15 protein-coding genes are annotated in these 15,885 nt (G+C 64.6%); 6 read left to right on the top strand and 9 right to left on the bottom strand.

The annotated features are described in order from the left end of the window. Positions 1-45: 45 nt before the first annotated feature. Positions 46-1,518 carry an ice-binding family protein gene (locus tag QM588_RS15285; RefSeq protein WP_283314473.1) on the bottom strand — a complete coding sequence of 491 codons (1,473 nt, stop codon included), beginning with the start codon at positions 1,516-1,518 and terminating at the stop codon, positions 46-48. Positions 1,519-1,925: 407 nt separating this feature from the next. On the opposite strand from QM588_RS15285, the gene QM588_RS15280 reads away from it, so the two are divergent. Continuing rightward, on the top strand, positions 1,926-2,603 hold the full coding sequence (locus tag QM588_RS15280; protein ID WP_283314472.1) for a TetR/AcrR family transcriptional regulator C-terminal domain-containing protein: 678 nt from the start codon (positions 1,926-1,928) through the stop codon (positions 2,601-2,603). Positions 2,604-2,825: 222 nt separating this feature from the next. On the opposite strand, the gene QM588_RS15275 is transcribed toward QM588_RS15280, so the two are convergent. Beyond that, positions 2,826-4,520, bottom strand: coding sequence for an MDR family MFS transporter (locus QM588_RS15275; protein WP_283314471.1), 1,695 nt, complete (start codon positions 4,518-4,520; stop codon positions 2,826-2,828). 128 nt (positions 4,521-4,648) lie between these two features. After that, the gene (locus QM588_RS15270) at positions 4,649-5,956 is read right to left on the bottom strand and encodes an MFS transporter (RefSeq protein ID WP_442972931.1); all 1,308 of its coding nucleotides are present in this window, start codon (positions 5,954-5,956) and stop codon (positions 4,649-4,651) included. Positions 5,957-6,028: 72 nt separating this feature from the next. On the opposite strand from QM588_RS15270, the gene aroQ reads away from it, so the two are divergent. The 5 genes from aroQ to QM588_RS15245 all read left to right on the top strand — a co-directional run bounded on the left by aroQ (position 6,029) and on the right by QM588_RS15245 (position 10,384). Then, on the top strand, positions 6,029-6,463 hold the full coding sequence (aroQ, locus tag QM588_RS15265) for a type II 3-dehydroquinate dehydratase (RefSeq protein ID WP_283314470.1): 435 nt from the start codon (positions 6,029-6,031) through the stop codon (positions 6,461-6,463). A 79-nt stretch (positions 6,464-6,542) separates the two neighbouring features. Then, positions 6,543-7,313 (top strand): DsbA family protein, encoded by a 771-nt coding sequence (locus QM588_RS15260; protein ID WP_283314468.1) that lies wholly within the window; start codon positions 6,543-6,545, stop codon positions 7,311-7,313. Positions 7,314-7,333: 20 nt separating this feature from the next. Beyond that, positions 7,334-7,918, top strand: coding sequence for a vitamin K epoxide reductase family protein (locus QM588_RS15255; protein ID WP_283314467.1), 585 nt, complete (start codon positions 7,334-7,336; stop codon positions 7,916-7,918). A gap of 134 nt (positions 7,919-8,052) precedes the next feature. Further along, positions 8,053-9,555, top strand: a complete 1,503-nt coding sequence (locus QM588_RS15250) for a C40 family peptidase (RefSeq protein ID WP_283314466.1) — start codon at positions 8,053-8,055, stop codon at positions 9,553-9,555. Positions 9,556-9,592: 37 nt separating this feature from the next. Next, positions 9,593-10,384 (top strand): acyl-[acyl-carrier-protein] thioesterase, encoded by a 792-nt coding sequence (locus QM588_RS15245; RefSeq protein ID WP_081701724.1) that lies wholly within the window; start codon positions 9,593-9,595, stop codon positions 10,382-10,384. Here the strand turns inward: QM588_RS15245 and QM588_RS15240 are convergent. Genes QM588_RS15240 through QM588_RS15215 form a run of 6 tightly spaced genes read right to left on the bottom strand, consistent with a single transcriptional unit; the run spans position 10,288 to position 15,849 of the window. After that, positions 10,288-11,751: an AMP-binding protein gene (locus tag QM588_RS15240; protein ID WP_283314465.1), complete on the bottom strand. Its 1,464-nt coding sequence runs from the start codon at positions 11,749-11,751 to the stop codon at positions 10,288-10,290. The genes QM588_RS15245 and QM588_RS15240 overlap by 97 nt on opposite strands. Next, complete coding sequence (locus QM588_RS15235) at positions 11,741-12,376, bottom strand: energy-coupling factor transporter transmembrane component T family protein (protein WP_283314463.1); 636 nt, start codon at positions 12,374-12,376, stop codon at positions 11,741-11,743. Before QM588_RS15235 ends, QM588_RS15240 begins: the two co-directional genes overlap by 11 nt. Continuing rightward, positions 12,373-13,053 (bottom strand): energy-coupling factor ABC transporter ATP-binding protein, encoded by a 681-nt coding sequence (locus QM588_RS15230; RefSeq protein WP_283314462.1) that lies wholly within the window; start codon positions 13,051-13,053, stop codon positions 12,373-12,375. Before QM588_RS15230 ends, QM588_RS15235 begins: the two co-directional genes overlap by 4 nt. Further along, complete coding sequence (locus tag QM588_RS15225; protein ID WP_283314461.1) at positions 13,050-14,171, bottom strand: thiolase family protein; 1,122 nt, start codon at positions 14,169-14,171, stop codon at positions 13,050-13,052. Before QM588_RS15225 ends, QM588_RS15230 begins: the two co-directional genes overlap by 4 nt. Then, positions 14,168-15,301: an AMP-binding protein gene (locus tag QM588_RS15220; protein WP_283314459.1), complete on the bottom strand. Its 1,134-nt coding sequence runs from the start codon at positions 15,299-15,301 to the stop codon at positions 14,168-14,170. The genes QM588_RS15225 and QM588_RS15220 overlap by 4 nt, the downstream gene beginning before the upstream one ends. Continuing rightward, positions 15,298-15,849 (bottom strand): biotin transporter BioY, encoded by a 552-nt coding sequence (locus QM588_RS15215; protein ID WP_371828234.1) that lies wholly within the window; start codon positions 15,847-15,849, stop codon positions 15,298-15,300. The genes QM588_RS15220 and QM588_RS15215 overlap by 4 nt, the downstream gene beginning before the upstream one ends. Between the last annotated feature and the right edge of the window lie 36 nt (positions 15,850-15,885).

The following is a 15,885-nucleotide window of genomic DNA, read 5'->3' as shown; positions in this document are numbered from 1 at the left end:
CGGGATGCTTGTGCAGCAGTATGGATCTCACTGTTCACGTGTTACTCAGCGACGACGACGGCTGAGCGCCAGGGCCGAAACCCCGCCTGCAGCAAGGACCGCGAGCACACTCAGCATCGATGTCATCGACGACGCACTCGGCCGCACGCTGGTGCTGCCATCGCCCGTTTCGACTCCGCCGTTGGGAATCTGCGTGATCTGGCCGCCGGGGTTGTACGTACCTGGCTGGTCAGGGCCACCCGGCTGTTCGGGCGTGCCCGGGGTGCGCGGCTGGTCAGGAGTGTTCGGGGTGTTCGGGGTGTTGGGAGTGTTCGGGGTGTTCGGGGTGTTCGGGGTGTTCGGGGTGTTCGGGGTGTTCGGAGTATTGGGGGTGTTCGGCTTCTCAGGCACGCCCGGTGTGTTCGGGTTGTCCGGCACGTTCGGGATACCCGGAATCGGCGGAAGCGTGATCACCGGCGGCACACCGGGAATGGGTGGCAGGCCCGGAATCGGGGGTACTTCGATCACGATCGGCGGCGTACCGCCACCATCACCCGGTGTACCCGGTGTACCGCCACCATCACCCGGTGTACCCGGATTACCGCCACCATCGCCCGGTGTACCGCCGCCGCCACCCGGTGCGGTCGTCGTTGTCGTGGTTACCGGCGGCGTCGTCGTGGTGGTCGTCGTGACCGGCGGCGTCGTCGTAGTGGTGGTCGTGACCGGCGGCGTCGTGGTCGTAACCGGTGGGGTGATCCCACACTCCGCATTGCTGATTGTGTTCGAGTCGAGGGTGACTGCACCGGTCAGAGCCAGGAGTCGACCCCTCACATCGGCATTCGTCGTCGCAGTGATCGACGCCTGCGCCAGGATCGTGCCGACGAAATCGGTGCCGGTACCGAGAGTGGCCGAGCTTCCCACCTGCCAGAACACGTTGCACGGGCTGGCCCCGTTGATCAGGGACACACTGCTGTTCGAGCCCGTGATGAGAGTGGATCCAGCCTGGAAGATGAAGACCGCAGCGGAATTGCCTTGCGCATCGAGCGTCAGAGGCAGAGATCCGGTCAGTCCGAGCGTGTCGCCCTTGTACAGACCGGCATACCGTGTGGTGCCCCCTAGCTCGACTGGAACCAGTTCGGGACCAGACCTGTTGGCAGCGTCGGTGTACGCAACCTGCAGAGCAGCTTTCGCATTCAAGGCCCGTTCGTTCTTGTCATCGATCACGCCGTTGGAAATTTGGCCTTGCAGCAGGCCGCTGACGCTCGAAGGGTTCCCGTCACCTGGGCTCACACCCACGGAGCCGGATATGTCCGATCCGCCCGCGTCGGTCACGGTGGAACCGGCAAGAATTGCGTACGGGTCTGCGGCACCGAGACCGACGGTGGGGACAACGACAGCAGGCGATTGAGCATCGGCCGATGAGGCGTTGACCAGCATGAGCGCGGTGGTCGCCAGTGCGACGGTACCGACGAGGGGAATCAAGGCCGAGCCCTTGCGTCGGGATGTGGACGGCGCAGGACGATGTTGCGGAGAGTACATGATGTGTACCGATCTGCTCGAGGAGGTGCCAGTGAGACTTGTTGTCGCACAAAGCATTTAAAATATCGATTCCCCCGACGAGATTCGATGTGGTCTGCAGAGGTACCACGACGATCGACGATGGTCACTGGAACGATCCAGGGGCGCCGAGGTCTCGCGGTATCCGTAGTTCGATGGCGTCGCCGGCTGGCTGTTCAACCGCGCGACATGGGTAGAGGGGGCGCGGAGGCTCGTGGCCCACTCCGCAACAGCGAGTTTCCCCGTATCTCTACGGTGTAGAACTACAGCACACCATGTGTAGGGTCGGGGGTCAAGCGAAAAGCGTTGGTGAACAATAAGATTGTTTTTCGACCGAAAACCGTCGGCACGCCGCTTATCCGAATAACCGAAAATGGTGAAGCAACGTGATGACCCCCTCGGATCGCAGCAGCCAGCATGCACGGGACAGAATCGACCACGAATTCGTCGTGTCGGCCGCCCTCGCCATCATCGACAGCACCGGACTCGACAGCCTGACCATCCGCAGCCTGGCCGTCTCGATCGATCGCGACCCCATGACCGTGTACCGGTACGTCGCCACCAAGGAAGCCCTACTCGACGCCGTTGCCGATTCGATTCTCGGCGACCTCGTGTCGGTGGACGGATCGGACACCGACTGGAGACGGCAGCTCACGATCTTCGGCCGGCACTACCGCGAACTCGCGTTGGCACACCCCCGCGCGGCCATTTTGTTGGCGACTCGGCCACGAGCAACTCCACTGGGCCTGGGCACCACCAGGTCCCTGATGTCACTCGAAGGCATATTGAGCCTGCTCGCCACCGCGGGATTCACTGTCCCCGAGGCACTCTCGGCCTACCGATTGCTGATGTCGCTGCTCCGCGGACACGTTCTCAGTGAAACGCAGGAGACAACGGACAAGCCGGACGAGACGGTCGACAGGCTCAGCCTCGCGTTACGCAGACTCCCGGTCGAGGATTTTCCGATCATGTCCGTCCTGCCGTCACTGATCACCGCATACGACGGTGCCCACGAACTCGATCGCGGATTGGACGCACTGTTCGACGGCCTGCGTCACAACCCGTGACCACAGATCGAGTTCGGCGGATGGGCGCGATTGTCTGCACCGCATCACGGGTGAACAAGTCCACCGACATCGCAGCGCACAACGCGGGTTTCTCGACCGACACACCATGCGAGGTACCCGGGACCATTACCGGCTCGGCGACCGGCACAGTGCGGTAGAACTCGGCCGGCGACGTAGGCCAGACGACCCACCGGATCCCCCCAGTTCTGCGAATTCACGCCATCAATGCAAACCTGTGCCCACGTCGTTCGCTCGTTCTTCGTCGCGCTGCTGCTGAGCCGCGGCCAGGCCTGACATCGTTCGTAACGGAACCTCTTTGAGAAAGAGCACCAGGACGAATCCGAGGAGCATCAGGATCGATACGGCCAGGAACACGTAGTCCATCGCATCGGAGAAGCCGATACGGAATGGCTCGGCGAGCGCGGGATCGAGCTTCTGGATGAACGAACTGTCCTGCAAGGCGCTACCCGCAACGGATGCATCACCCGAGGCGATGGCTTTCGCGAAGCCGGACTCCAACGGATCGGCACTGGTGGCCGCGCTCTGCACGGCCTGCTGGAACGCGGGCGTCGAACTCGCGGCGACCAACGCATCGCCGGTCTTGGGGGTCAGCTGCGTGAACAGCATCGACAGGAACACCGCCACGCCGACAGTGGCACCGATCTGGCGGAAGAACGTTGCCGCCGAGGTGGATACTCCCATGTCCTTGGGCGGCATGGCATTCTGGATGGCCAACGTGAGCGGCTGCATCATCGAACCCAGACCGAGACCGAACACGCCCATCACGACCATCGTCTGCCACAACGGGGTGTCGGCATGAACGTAGTGGAACGTGAACATGGCGATGGCCATCAGCGCCGTGCCGACGATCGGAAAGATCTTGTACCGCCCCGTCTTCGAGATGATCGAGCCCGACACGATGGACGCGATCATCAAAGCGCCGACGAGCGGCAAGGTCTGGTAGCCGGCGAGAGTCGGTGACGAACCCTTGACCACCTGCAGGTACTGCGGCAGCAACGAGATGCCGCCGAACATGGCTGCGCCTGCGATGACACTGACGGCAATACACAACGAGAACAACGGGTTTCGGAAGAACCGCATGGGGATCAGGGCGTCGTCGCCCATCTTGATCTCGGCGAGCACGAACGCGATGACGCCCACGATGCCGATTCCGAAGCACAGCAGTGCCCGCGGCGAACTCCATCCCCAGACGCGGCCCTGCTCGGCGATGATCAGCAGCGGCACGAGCCCGACACTGAGCAGCACTGCGCCCCACCAGTCGACACGCGCTTCGCGGCGGTACACCGGCAGGTTCAACACCCGCCACACGACGACGAGCGCGATGATTCCCAGCGGAACGTTGATGTAAAAGACCCAGCGCCAGCCGGTGATACCGAGGATGGACGACTGCCCGGCCAGCAGACCGCCGATCACCGGTCCGAGCACACTGGACGTACCGAACACAGCCAGGAAGTAACCCTGATACTTGGCCCGCTCACGCGGGGGCACGATATCGCCGATGATCGCCAACGCCATCGACATCAAGCCACCTGCACCCAACCCCTGGACGGCGCGGAAAGCGGCCAGCTCGTACATCGATGTCGCGATGCCGCACAGCATGGACCCGACGACGAAGATCGAGATGGCCGTCATGAAGAACGGCTTGCGTCCGTAGAGATCGGAGAGTTTGCCGTAGAGCGGGGTCGAGACAGTCGACGTGATGAGATACGCCGTCGTCACCCAGGCGAGAACGGAGAACCCGTTCAGGTCGTCGGCGATGGTACGGACCGACGTCGACACGATGGTCTGATCGAGAGCCGCCAGGAACATACCCATCATCAGGCCCGACAGAATGGTCATGATCTCGCGGTGCGAGTACTCGCCGCTGACCGCAGTGACTCCAGGTTCGGCGGTCATGTCAGGTCCCGCGGTCACTTCAGGCTCGCTTACCATCTCTTTGTTGCACCTTTACGTAACGTTTGCTTGTGTCCTACAACAATATTCGGACCACCAGCATGCTCGCAGAAAGCCGACTAAGCAAAGGTTTATTTGCGGCGAATCCGGTCTCGCACCTCACGCATCGTGTGCGGGTGAATGCCGTCGGCCGCGAGCACCTTGCGCGTCTTGCGCCGCGTCGCCAGCACCCCGACGATCGCGATGATCCACACGGGAAACTGCACCAGCATCGCGACCCGGAAACTGTCGAAGTCGTAACCGCCCATGGCATCGAGAATCCACCCGATCGCAGCGATGACCAACAGCGATGCCAGGAAACCGCCGATGTTGACCATTCCTTGAGCCGTCCCCAGATTGGCACTCGGATTGAACGTACGGGCGAGGTCGAATCCGATCACCGACCCCGGCCCACCCACGGAAATCACCACGACGAGAAGAACGAGCAGCCACAGCGGCGCAGGTCCGGGCAGCGACAGCACGATGGCCCACATCGTGGCGTTGCTGACCATGATCGCCAGCACCAGCCAGGATCGACGCATCGGGTAGCGCCCGGTGAGCAAACCGAGCACGATGCCCGACGCCACCGCCGACAGCACCGACAACGTCAGCAGCGCTCCGGCCGTCGACGCCGACAATCCCTGAGCGGTGGTCATGTAGGGCACACCCCACAACAAGGCGAACGTGGTGATCGAGAACTGGGTCCCCATGTGCGAGAAGAATCCGAGCCGCGTCCCCGGTCGTCGCCACACCTCGCCGATGGAGTCCAGCGTCTGCCGCAACGACGTCGGCTCCGGTTCCGGAACAGTGCTGTCGTCGGGACGATCTCGAATCAGAGCGAGTGCCAGGACGAGCGCGAGCACCCCCAGTGCCGCCGCGCTACCGAAAGCGAACGTCCACCCCGGCCCGTTCAACAGAATCAGAAACGGCACGGCCGAGAGCACCTGCCCGAGCTGACCCAGCAGCCCGGTCAACTGCGACACGATCGGCACCCGCCGCGGCGAGAACCAACGCGGCACCAGACGCAGGACCGAGATGAAGGTCAGCGCGTCGCCGATGCCCACGAACGCACGCGCCGCCACCGCGACCGGCAGCGAATCGGTGAGCGCCAACGTGATCTGCGCCGACGCCATGATCAACGCACCGGCGGCGATCATCTTGCGCGAACCGATCCGATCCAGCAGCACTCCGGCCGGAATCTGCATCGCCGCGTACACGACCACCTGCAGCACCACGAACGAGGACAACAGAGACGGGGAGATCGAGAACCGGTCCGCAGCGCTCAGCCCTGCGACCCCGAAGGCCGTTCGATTCAACACCCCGATGACATACGCGAAGACACCGATGCCCCACACCACCCATACGGTTCTCCCCGTAGTCACCGTCTTCCCAATGCTCACGGGGCAATTGTGTCAACCACGCTGTGAAATGATCGACTCGGTAGTTCGCCCAGCAAGAAAGTGAGTGACGTCATGGCCAAGCAAGTGCTGGTGCTCAACGGTCCCAACCTGAACATGCTCGGCACCCGCCAGCCCGAGGTGTACGGCCACGCAACCCTGGCCGACGTCGTCGCCCTGTGCGAGAAGACCGCTGCCACACATGGACTCGACGTGAAAGCAGAGCAGTCCAACCACGAGGGACAGTTGATCGACTGGATCCACGAGGCACGCGGGGTGGCGTCGGGCATCGTCATCAACCCCGGCGGACTGACTCACACGTCGGTGGCACTGCGTGACGCCCTCGTCATCCCCGAGGTCCCGATCATCGAGGTGCACATCTCCAACGTGCACGCCCGTGAAGATTTCCGGCACCACTCCTTCGTCTCTCCGATCGCCAGCGGAGTCATCGCCGGACTCGGCATCGACGGATACCGATTCGCAATCGAACGACTCGCAGCACTTATCTGATACGGCACTTACCTGATACGGCACTTACCTGATACTGCTCTCATCTGACACTCAGGTTGCCCTGCATAAACTGGTCGCCGTGAACACCAGCAACAAGGCACCGAGAGACAGCAGAGCGTCCAAGGACATCAGGGCAATGCAGAACGGCGACAAGAATCGCCGAACGTTGATCCAGATCGTCGTCGCAGTCGTTCTCATCGCGCTCGTTGCAGCCATTGCTCTGTTCATCGTCAACAAGGATTCGACGTCGGGTGAGGCATCACCCGACGCGAGTTCCACATCGGGCCCACAGCTGACGCCCACGTCGCTCACCGCGAACGGTGCCATTCGTTTCGGCAACCCCGACGCCACCACTGTCGTCAGCGTCGTCGAGGACTTCCAGTGCCCGGCCTGCAAGGCATTCGAGTCGGTCAGCGGATCGACTCTGCAGCAGCTGGCGGACGCAGGCAATGTCGCCGTCGACTACCGTCCCATCTCCATTCTCGACCGCTTCTCGAACGGCACGATGTACTCCACCCGCGCTGCGAGCGCGTCGATCTGCGTCGCCGAGAACGATCGGGACAGTTGGATGAACTGGCACAACTCGATGTTCGCCGAGCAGCCCGCCGAGAACGGCAACGGTCTGCCCGACGACAAGCTCGTCGAGATCGCCGCCGCAGCCGGTGCCGACTCCCCCGCCACCGCGTCGTGCATCACCGACGGTAGTTACACGGACTGGGTCACCACCCAGACGCAGACCGTCATCGGCGAAGGCATCAACGGAACGCCGAGCGTCCGCGTCAACGGCACCGACGTCGCCACCCCGACACCCGAGAACATCCTCGCTGCCGCCGCGGCAGCCGGAAACTGAGCAGCAACCGGTAACCGACCATGAGAACTCGCGCCGGCGCTGCTGTCTTCACACTCTTCAGCGCACTGGGGCTCCTCGCCGCACTGACCCTGACGATCGAACGATTCAAGCTCCTCGAAGACGCGTCCTACGTTCCGTCGTGCAGCCTGAATCCAGTCCTCTCGTGCGGGTCGGTGATGGTGACGAAACAGGCCGCTCTGCTCGGATTTCCCAATCCGATCCTCGGAATCGTGGCGTTCTCCATCGCCCTCGTCGCCGGTGTCCTGTGGCTCGGCCGCGTCGAACTCCCGCACTGGTTCTGGCTCGGACTCAGTGCCGGCCTGCTGCTCGGCGAAGTGTTCGTGCACTGGCTGATCTTCGAGAGCCTCTACGAGATCGGTGCCCTGTGCCCGTACTGCATGGTGGTGTGGGCGGTGACGATGCCACTGTTCGTGCTGGCTCTGAGCCGCACGATCAGTACCGCCTCCAGTAACCCGGACGAACGCCCGGGCACAGTCGGCCGTCTTTTCCTCGAATGGCGGTGGACGCTGCTCGCCGTGTGGTACGCAATCGTCGTCGCGCTCATCGGAATCCGGTTCTCGGACTACTGGGGCTCGTTGCTCTGAGTTTCGCAGCTCTGACAGTTTCGCAAAACTCATGAGTCGATCGGCTGCACCGTGCATGATGGTTGCAGCACCCGGGTGAGTCTGATCACAGCTCCTGGCTCGGGGAAGAACGATCGAGTAACAGGAGTCGAAGCATGGCAGGCGATCCCTTCGCAGTCATCGTTGCCGTCATCGTGTCTGCCGCAGGCGCAGTCGCCGGAACGGACGCCCCAGCTCCACTGCAGAATCAGGCGGTGAAGGATCAGGCAGCCGCGGTCGCTGCCGCTGCCGAGGACCAGGGCAAAACGATGTCCGATCAATGGGCAGACCTGATGGGCACCATGCCCGAACCCGCCGCCGACGTCGCAGACCGGACCCTGAACGACGCCGCCGAGGGACTGCACACCGCCGTCGAACCGATGCTGCCGGACCTGCCCGCGGTTGCCGACATCGAGACGCCGAACGCTATCGCCGCTGCAGGCGCTGCAGCGCCCGGGGCGGTGTCCCCAGCTGCCGGGGCGGCCGCGGCCGCCCCGGCAGCTGCGATCACTCCCAGCGCCCCGCTTCCCTTCAGTGTCTTCTCGTCCGGTACGGCATCCAGCGCCGTCGCCGGGCTCGCCACCGGCGCTCTGCAATTCGCCGGCCGGACGTACACCGCCGCCGACATCGCGACCCAGACGGCGTTCATGGCGTCGGCCGAAGCCATTCGGCGAGCACTCTTTCCCGGTCTACCCATCACGTTCACCGGCATCAATGTCGGTCCGATCGGTCTGGGTGCGGTGGGAGCGATCACCGCGTTCGTTCCGTGGTTGCAGAAGGCAGGCAACATCTGCGGCGGCGTCAAGGCCACAACGATTGCCGCACTCTATGCCGCAGAGAACGGATTCCGGTACGGCCCGACAGCTCCGGTATCGAGCACCGGTGCACAGGGACCCGGCCAGTTCATGCCGGGAACCTGGGCAACCTACGGCAAAGACTACGACGGCAACGGCGTGGTCGACGTCAACAGCATCGGTGACTCGGTCATGGCGTCGGGGACGATGCTGTGCGACATCTACGGGCAGGTCGACGGCTGGAAGCGCGCAGGCAAGGTATCCGGTGACACGACGGACCTCACCCTCGCCGGATACAACGCCGGAGCGGGCGCAGTGCTGCGCTCGGGTGGAATGCCCTCGGGGACAGTCGATTACGAGACGCAGACGAAGCCCTACGTAGCGCGCATCCGGGCCACCGAGGCGCAGTTCGCGGCCATCCTCACTCCGTTCGCCGGGCTCGATCTCACCGGGATGGGCGGGCGGGCAGTGCAGTTGGCGATGGACTACCTGGGACTTCCGTACGTGTGGGGCGGCGGAAACATCAACGGGCCGTCCGGCGGCGGATTCGACTGCTCAGGCCTGACGTCCTACGCACTGTTCAAGGCCTCGGGCGGAAAGGTCACCCTGCCGCGTACATCGGAGACGCAGTGGAACGTGGGCACCGAGGTGCCGATGGCCCTCGCCCAGCCGGGCGATCTGCTGTTCGGCAACTGGGGCGCGGCGGGCCCGGGACACGTGGCGATCTACATGGGCAACGGGCAGATGGTGCATGCGCCCACCACCGGTGACGTGGTACGGGTGGCACCGGTGTTCGACGGAATGCGAGCCCGCCACATCCTGTAACGGGTATCGCGTGGGTCCACCCGCGTACAGTGCGGACGTGACCAATGCACGCGTGGAACCGGCCGGCTTCGACGACGAACTGGCACCCGAGCCGCCGCCCGGCGAGGGCTTCGAGACGAGCTGGCCGGTACGTACCGGCGACATCGACCCCAACAACCGTCTCCGGTTCGACGGGGTCGCGCGCTACCTGCAGGACATCGGCACCGACAATCTCGACGCCACCCCTCTGGGTAAGACCGACCCGATGTGGATCGTCCGACGCACCGTCATCGACGTCTTCGAGCCCATCCACTTTCCCGACCGCGTGCACCTGCGGCGCTGGTGTTCCTCGATGTCGACGCGGTGGTCCAACATGCGGGTGGCGGTGACGACCCCCAAGGGTGGTCGCATCGAAACCGAGGGCTTCTGGATCAACATCAGCAAGGACACCGGCATGCCGACGCGCATCAGCGACGGGGCACTGGAGATGCTGGCCAAGACCACCGATCAGCACCGGTTGCGCTGGAAGGCGTGGCTGACCGAACCGGTACCGTCGCAGTCCCAGAGCGACATCGAATTCCCTTTGCGTGCAACCGATATCGACCCTTTCAATCATCTCAACAACGCGGCGTACTGGCATGCGGTCGAAGAACTGCTGGTCGACTTGCCGCATCTGGCCGCAGCGCCCCACCGCGCCGTCATCGAATACCTCACGCCGGTACTGGCAAACGAACGCGTGACGCTGCGTCACCGCTACGAGGGCGGAGCGCTCACCGTCTGGTTCGTCGTCACCGGGGCCTCGGGCGAGCCGACGGTTCGGACCGTCGCCAAGGTTGCACCCAAGGCCTGACGATCGAGCTTGCCCCGCGGGGTACGCGGCAAACCGTCGACGATTGCCATGACGACGGGCAGACTCGGGCCCGGCAGCAACGAACGCAGGTGCCGCCGTATCTGCGCCACCGTCGTTGACCTGTCCTGTGCCACAACCACTCCGGCGGCCGGTACCTCCCCCGCTCGGTCATCGGGCAGGCCGAGCACTCCGGCGTCGAGAACACCGGGGACCGATAACAGCGCCGCCTCGATCGGGGGCAACTCGACCATGAGTCCGGCTCGGACGATCGTCTCGTTACCGCGGCCGAGCAAGGTCAACCGGCCCTGGTCGACACTGCCGCGATCACCGACCGTCATCCACCCGTCGACCGGCCCGTCCGTCAGAATGGTGTGCTCGCCCACCCGGCTCAGATAGCCGTCGAACAGCATGTCGCTGCGCACGTGCAGCAGTTCTCCCCGGGTCTCCACCTCGACGCCGTCGAACAGCGCACCCTCGATCCCCGCCCCCTCGATCCCCGCCCCCTCGGACGTTCGACGGTCGTAGGAGACGAAGCTCAGTTCCGACGCGCCGTAGAAGTGCGTCATGGTCGCGTTCGGTAGCACCGTGGCAAGTGCCGCCCGACCCGACTGCGGCCATCGCGCCGCAGACGAGAGCACCTCGCGGACGCTCGGGTACTGCACGTTCGACCGCGCGATGTCCCAGGCGATCGTCGGTACCGAATACAGATGTGTCGGAGCATCTTCGAGAGCAGCAGCCGCCGTGCGCAGGTCCACCGTCGCGCCTCGGGTCAGCCCGTGCAACGCACCGTAGAGAAAGTGCGTGTGATCGAGAGTTCCCGATGCAGACACTCTGTCGCCCGGACCGAGATCGAACAGAGAATCGGAACGGTCGAGCGTGGCTGCCCAGGACGCCTGATCACGAACGAACAGTTTCGGTGGGCCGGTGGTTCCGGACGTGACGCCTACGAGCAGTTCGGCGCAACCTGCGGGTGAGTCCACGCTCACGGAATTGTCGGTGGCGAGCTGCCGGGGTGCCAGAACTGTGTCTGCACCCCATCTGTGCAATCGTGCGCGCTGACGCGGATGCGCCACGATCAGCGACGGTGCAGTGACCGACATCGCGTCGGCGAATTCGCCGGGTAGCAGATGTCTGTGCAGCAGAACGACACTCACGCCGGCATGCATCGCGGCCGCGACGACGATCAGCGACTCGATGTCCGACGTCGGCAACACCGCGATTCGATGCATCCCGGCCATCGACCCGGCGGTTCTTTCCACCCGACGCCACAGATCCCGGTACGTGATCCGATCTGTCGCGTCGACGATTGCGATGTCTGACCGATCGCAGTGCTGCGCTATCCGTGTGGTGAGAAGATCACTCGTCATCATCTACACCGTCGTCGTCCACACCGTCGTCGTCCACACCACGCGCCACCAGCGCGTCGCCCATCGCATCGGCAGTGCGGAGCGCACGCACCAACACCGGTGTGGCCAGGGCAGTCATCGACCACTGCAGGCCGCGGGCCTTTCGGGCCTGCGACACTTCCTGCACGATCGACGCCAACAACGGTATGCAGCGAATCGCAAGGGCCAGAAGCAAACCGATACGATCCGGGTCGACGCCGAAGCGGCGGACGGGACCGAGAGCTCGGGTGACGGTATCGAGCATGTCGGTCACACGGGTGGTCAGCGTGACCAATGCGGCCAACGCGACGGAGACGATCAGCACTCCGCAGACCACCACTGCGCGTTGCCAGGTGGTGATGATCACCTGGAACACTCCGATGATCAACAGCATCCACAACACCGGACGCAGTTGCGCCAGAGCGACTTTCACCGGAATGCGGGCGACCGCGAACAGTACTGCGACCATCACGGCAACCACACCGACCTCGAGCGGTGTGTGTGCGAAAATCACCGTCGCCAGAATGGCAACGATCAGCGCCAGCAGTTTCGATCCCGGACTCATCCGATGCAGCAACGAATCACCGGGGCGGTAGAGACCGATCATCCGATCAACTCTCGGTAGGCCGGTACTGCGGCAGCCGGGGTGCCGTCGAATGCGATGCGCCCGTCGTCGATGACGATGACGCGCTCGAAACCGTCCAGCAACGCCAGCTGATGAGTCACGACGATGACCTGCTGGTCCATTGAATTCAAGGCCTCAGCGACGACGCGACCGTTACGCAGATCGAGCAACGTAGTCGGCTCGTCCGCGACGATCACCTCCGGCCGCCGGATGAGGACGGCCCCGATGGCTAGCAACTGCTTCTGCCCACCGGACAGCAGATGCGCAGGGTGGTCGCGGTGCCGATCGAGTCGAAACCGGACGAGCATCTCGTCGACACGCTCGGCCACCTCGGTCTTGCTGAGCCCGGACCTCCGCAGCGAGAACGCGAGATCCTCTGCGACGGTGGGCATGACGATCTGAGAGTCGGGATCGGTGAACACGAAGCCGACCTTCTTGCGAACCTGCGCGCCCTTCTTGGCCGCGTCGACGCCGTCGACCGTGACCCGGCCGGTGTCGGGCTTGATCAACCCGTTGATCATACGGGCCAACGTGGATTTCCCCGACCCATTGGACCCGATGATGCCGACACGGCGTTCGTCGAATTCGAGATCGATGCCGCGCAGCACCTGGCGCTCGCCGAAGGCGTGAGAGATGTTCTCGAAGGCGACCGTACTCATGACACTCTCTCCACCAGCATTGCTATTCCCTGCCCGCCGCCGATAGCGCAGGCCGCCAACCCCAGCGCGGGGCCTCCGGGCTGCAGCATACGAGAGAGCAACCGCACCAACAATATTGCGCCCGACGCTCCCCACGGATGCCCCATTGCGATGGCGCCACCGTCCGGGCAGATGCGGTCCTCGTCGATACCGAGTTCGTCCGCGACAGCGAGTACGACCGACGCGAAGGCCTCGGTGATCTCGACTGTTTCGATGTCGCTCAGCGCCACCCCGGTGCGGGCGAGCAGTTTGTCGATCGCGGGTACCGGTCCGAGCCCGGGGAGGGCAGGATCGGACCCGGCCACAGCGCTGCCGAGAATGCGCAGTGCCGGCATGCCTGCGGCTCGGTCGAGGCTGGTCACCGCCAGAACGGCTGCGCCGTCGGAGATTCCACACGAGTTACCCGCGGTCACGGTCCCGTCCGTGCTGAACGTGGGGCGCAGCCTGCTCAGACGCTGCGTCGTCATGTTGGGCCGAATGCGCTCGTCGGTAGCCATGTTGTTCACAGACACGATTTCGGCGGAGAAGTCGTACGCTGCCGCTCGCGCAAAAGACCGTGCGGCATAGGCATCCTGGCGTTCGCGACCGATCCCACGACGCCGGGCGAGGTCATCCGCCGCAACCCCCATGTCGGGGTCGTCGAACCCGTCGGGCGCGAACGGCGCTCGGGTGTAGCGGACAGGCTCCGCGTCGCCGACGGGCGGCCAGAACCGCCACGGGCTGGTACTGGCAGATTCGACTCCCCCGGCCAGAATCATCGTCTCGTCGCCGCTCCGGATACGCGACGCGGCCTGGGCGAGCGCGTCCAACCCGGATCCACACTGGCGATCGACGGTGACTCCCGGGACGGCGACGCCGAGCCCGGCACCCAACGCCGCCACTCGGGCGACGTCACCGCCTGGGCCGAGGCAGTTGCCGAGAATCACGTCGTCGATCGGAACACCGAGCGGATCGATCTCTGCGGCAACAGCTTTCAGGACAGGTACGGCCAAGTTCGGTGCCGTGGCATCGGCGAACCCGTGCCCTGCGATACCGATCGCGGTGCGTTTACCCGCGACTACAACGGGTGTGGGCGTCATGCCAGTGCCCCTCTGGCTAGTAGGGCCCCTCGTGCGATTTTGCCGCTGGCGGTGCGGGGCAACTGCTGTACCACCGTCCACCGCCTCGGTAGTGCCTCTTTGGCCATGATCGCTCGGGCATCGGCGCGCACCACGTCGAGATCGCGCGAACCATCGAGTTCGATGACAGCAGAGACTGTTTCGCCGAGAACGGAGTGCGGGGTCCCGATTGCCGCGGCGGCGAGGACGCCGTCGATCGAGACCAGTATTCGCTCGACGTCCTCGGCGATGACGGTGGTGCCGCCGACGTTGATCGCCGCATCTCCGCGCCCGTGGACGACGAGCTCCCGGCCATGCACGTCGGCCAGGTCGCCGACGGCGAACCAATCACGTGCACTCAGGGCGGCGTAGGGGGACCGCACGAACAGGTAACCGTTGTCGGTGCGCACCTCGACGTCGCGAAGCAGCGCCAGTGACGGCTGCTCACCCACGACCCTCGCTGCGATCAAGGACAACTCGGCGGCCCCATAGTATTCGATCAGTCTCACACTGGCCGGAACGCACTGGGCCGCAACGGAGTCCAGCATCGTCCCAGCAACGACCGCGATCCGAAGGTGCGGCATCTGCGGGGCGACGTCCCGCAACACCGCAGGGACCGCATGTACCACCGTGGCCTGCGCCTGGTCGTCGGTGACACAGGCACCCAGCCACAGCGCATGCAGTGCCGCGAACAGATGCATCGTGGCGTGCAGGGGGCCGGTGATCGCTACCGAATCGGTGGCACGGATGTCGGTGATGTCGGTGAACTCGGCGAAGCTGTCGAGCCAGGACGACGCGGTGCGCGCGAGCGGCTTGGGTCGGCCGGTGGAACCGGAGGTCGCCACCAGCAGGAAGGCATCGGGATCATGGTCGCCGCCGCGTTCGGGCCTGGCCGCCGGGTCCTCGACATGCACGGCGCTCCCCTGCCGAGCCGCCGCGAGAACGCAGACCAATGCGTCCGGCAGATCCAGTGCTGATGCGTCGTGTGATTGGGCGTGTGCCGGGAGGTGAGGCCACTGCTCGACGGCGGCGTCGAGTTCGGCGTAGGTGAGACTGCGACCGCGCCAGACGATGGCGGTGTCCTGGTCTCGACCTCCCAGCGTCGGAATCACGCCTTGATCAGTCCCGGGTAGGCGCGGTGCACGCTCTTGGCCACGACCGTGGCGACGACGACCTTCGCTATGTCGCCAGGCAGGAACGGACCGTTGGTGGTGATCGCGGCCCAGAGCCCGACGTCGGTGCGGAGCAGCAATCCGATGGTGCCGAAGATGTAGATGACGAGGATCCCGCCGACTGCGTTGATCAGCAGTCCGAGCACGATCGAGTACTTCGGCAGGATGCGGGCGGTGAGCCAGCCGATGATCAGCGCTGCCGGAATCCAGCCGATCAGGTATCCGACGGTGGGGCCGGCCATCGCCGCGAGGCCGGTGCGTCCGCCCGCCAGCAGCGGCAGGCCGATCATCGTCAGGGCGAGGAACACCAGTACTGCGGCCGTACCCTTGCGTGGCCCCAGAACTGCGCCGGCCAGGATGATGCCGAGGGTCTGCAGGGTGATCGGGACTCCGGAGAAGCCCACTGTGATCGATCCCGGCAATCCGAGCGCGGCGATGAGCGCCGCGAACACCGCGATCTGCGCCATGTCGCGGGCGGAGACGTTCATTCGACCGACCTTACGGCTCGGCGGGCGAGTACTGCT

The sequence above is a fragment of the Rhodococcus sp. IEGM 1354 genome (genome assembly GCF_030056855.1).
Classification (GTDB): Bacteria; Actinomycetota; Actinomycetes; order Mycobacteriales; family Mycobacteriaceae; genus Rhodococcoides.
The sequence above is the reverse complement of the archived record's forward strand: the minus strand, read 5'-3'. Positions and strand labels throughout refer to the sequence as shown.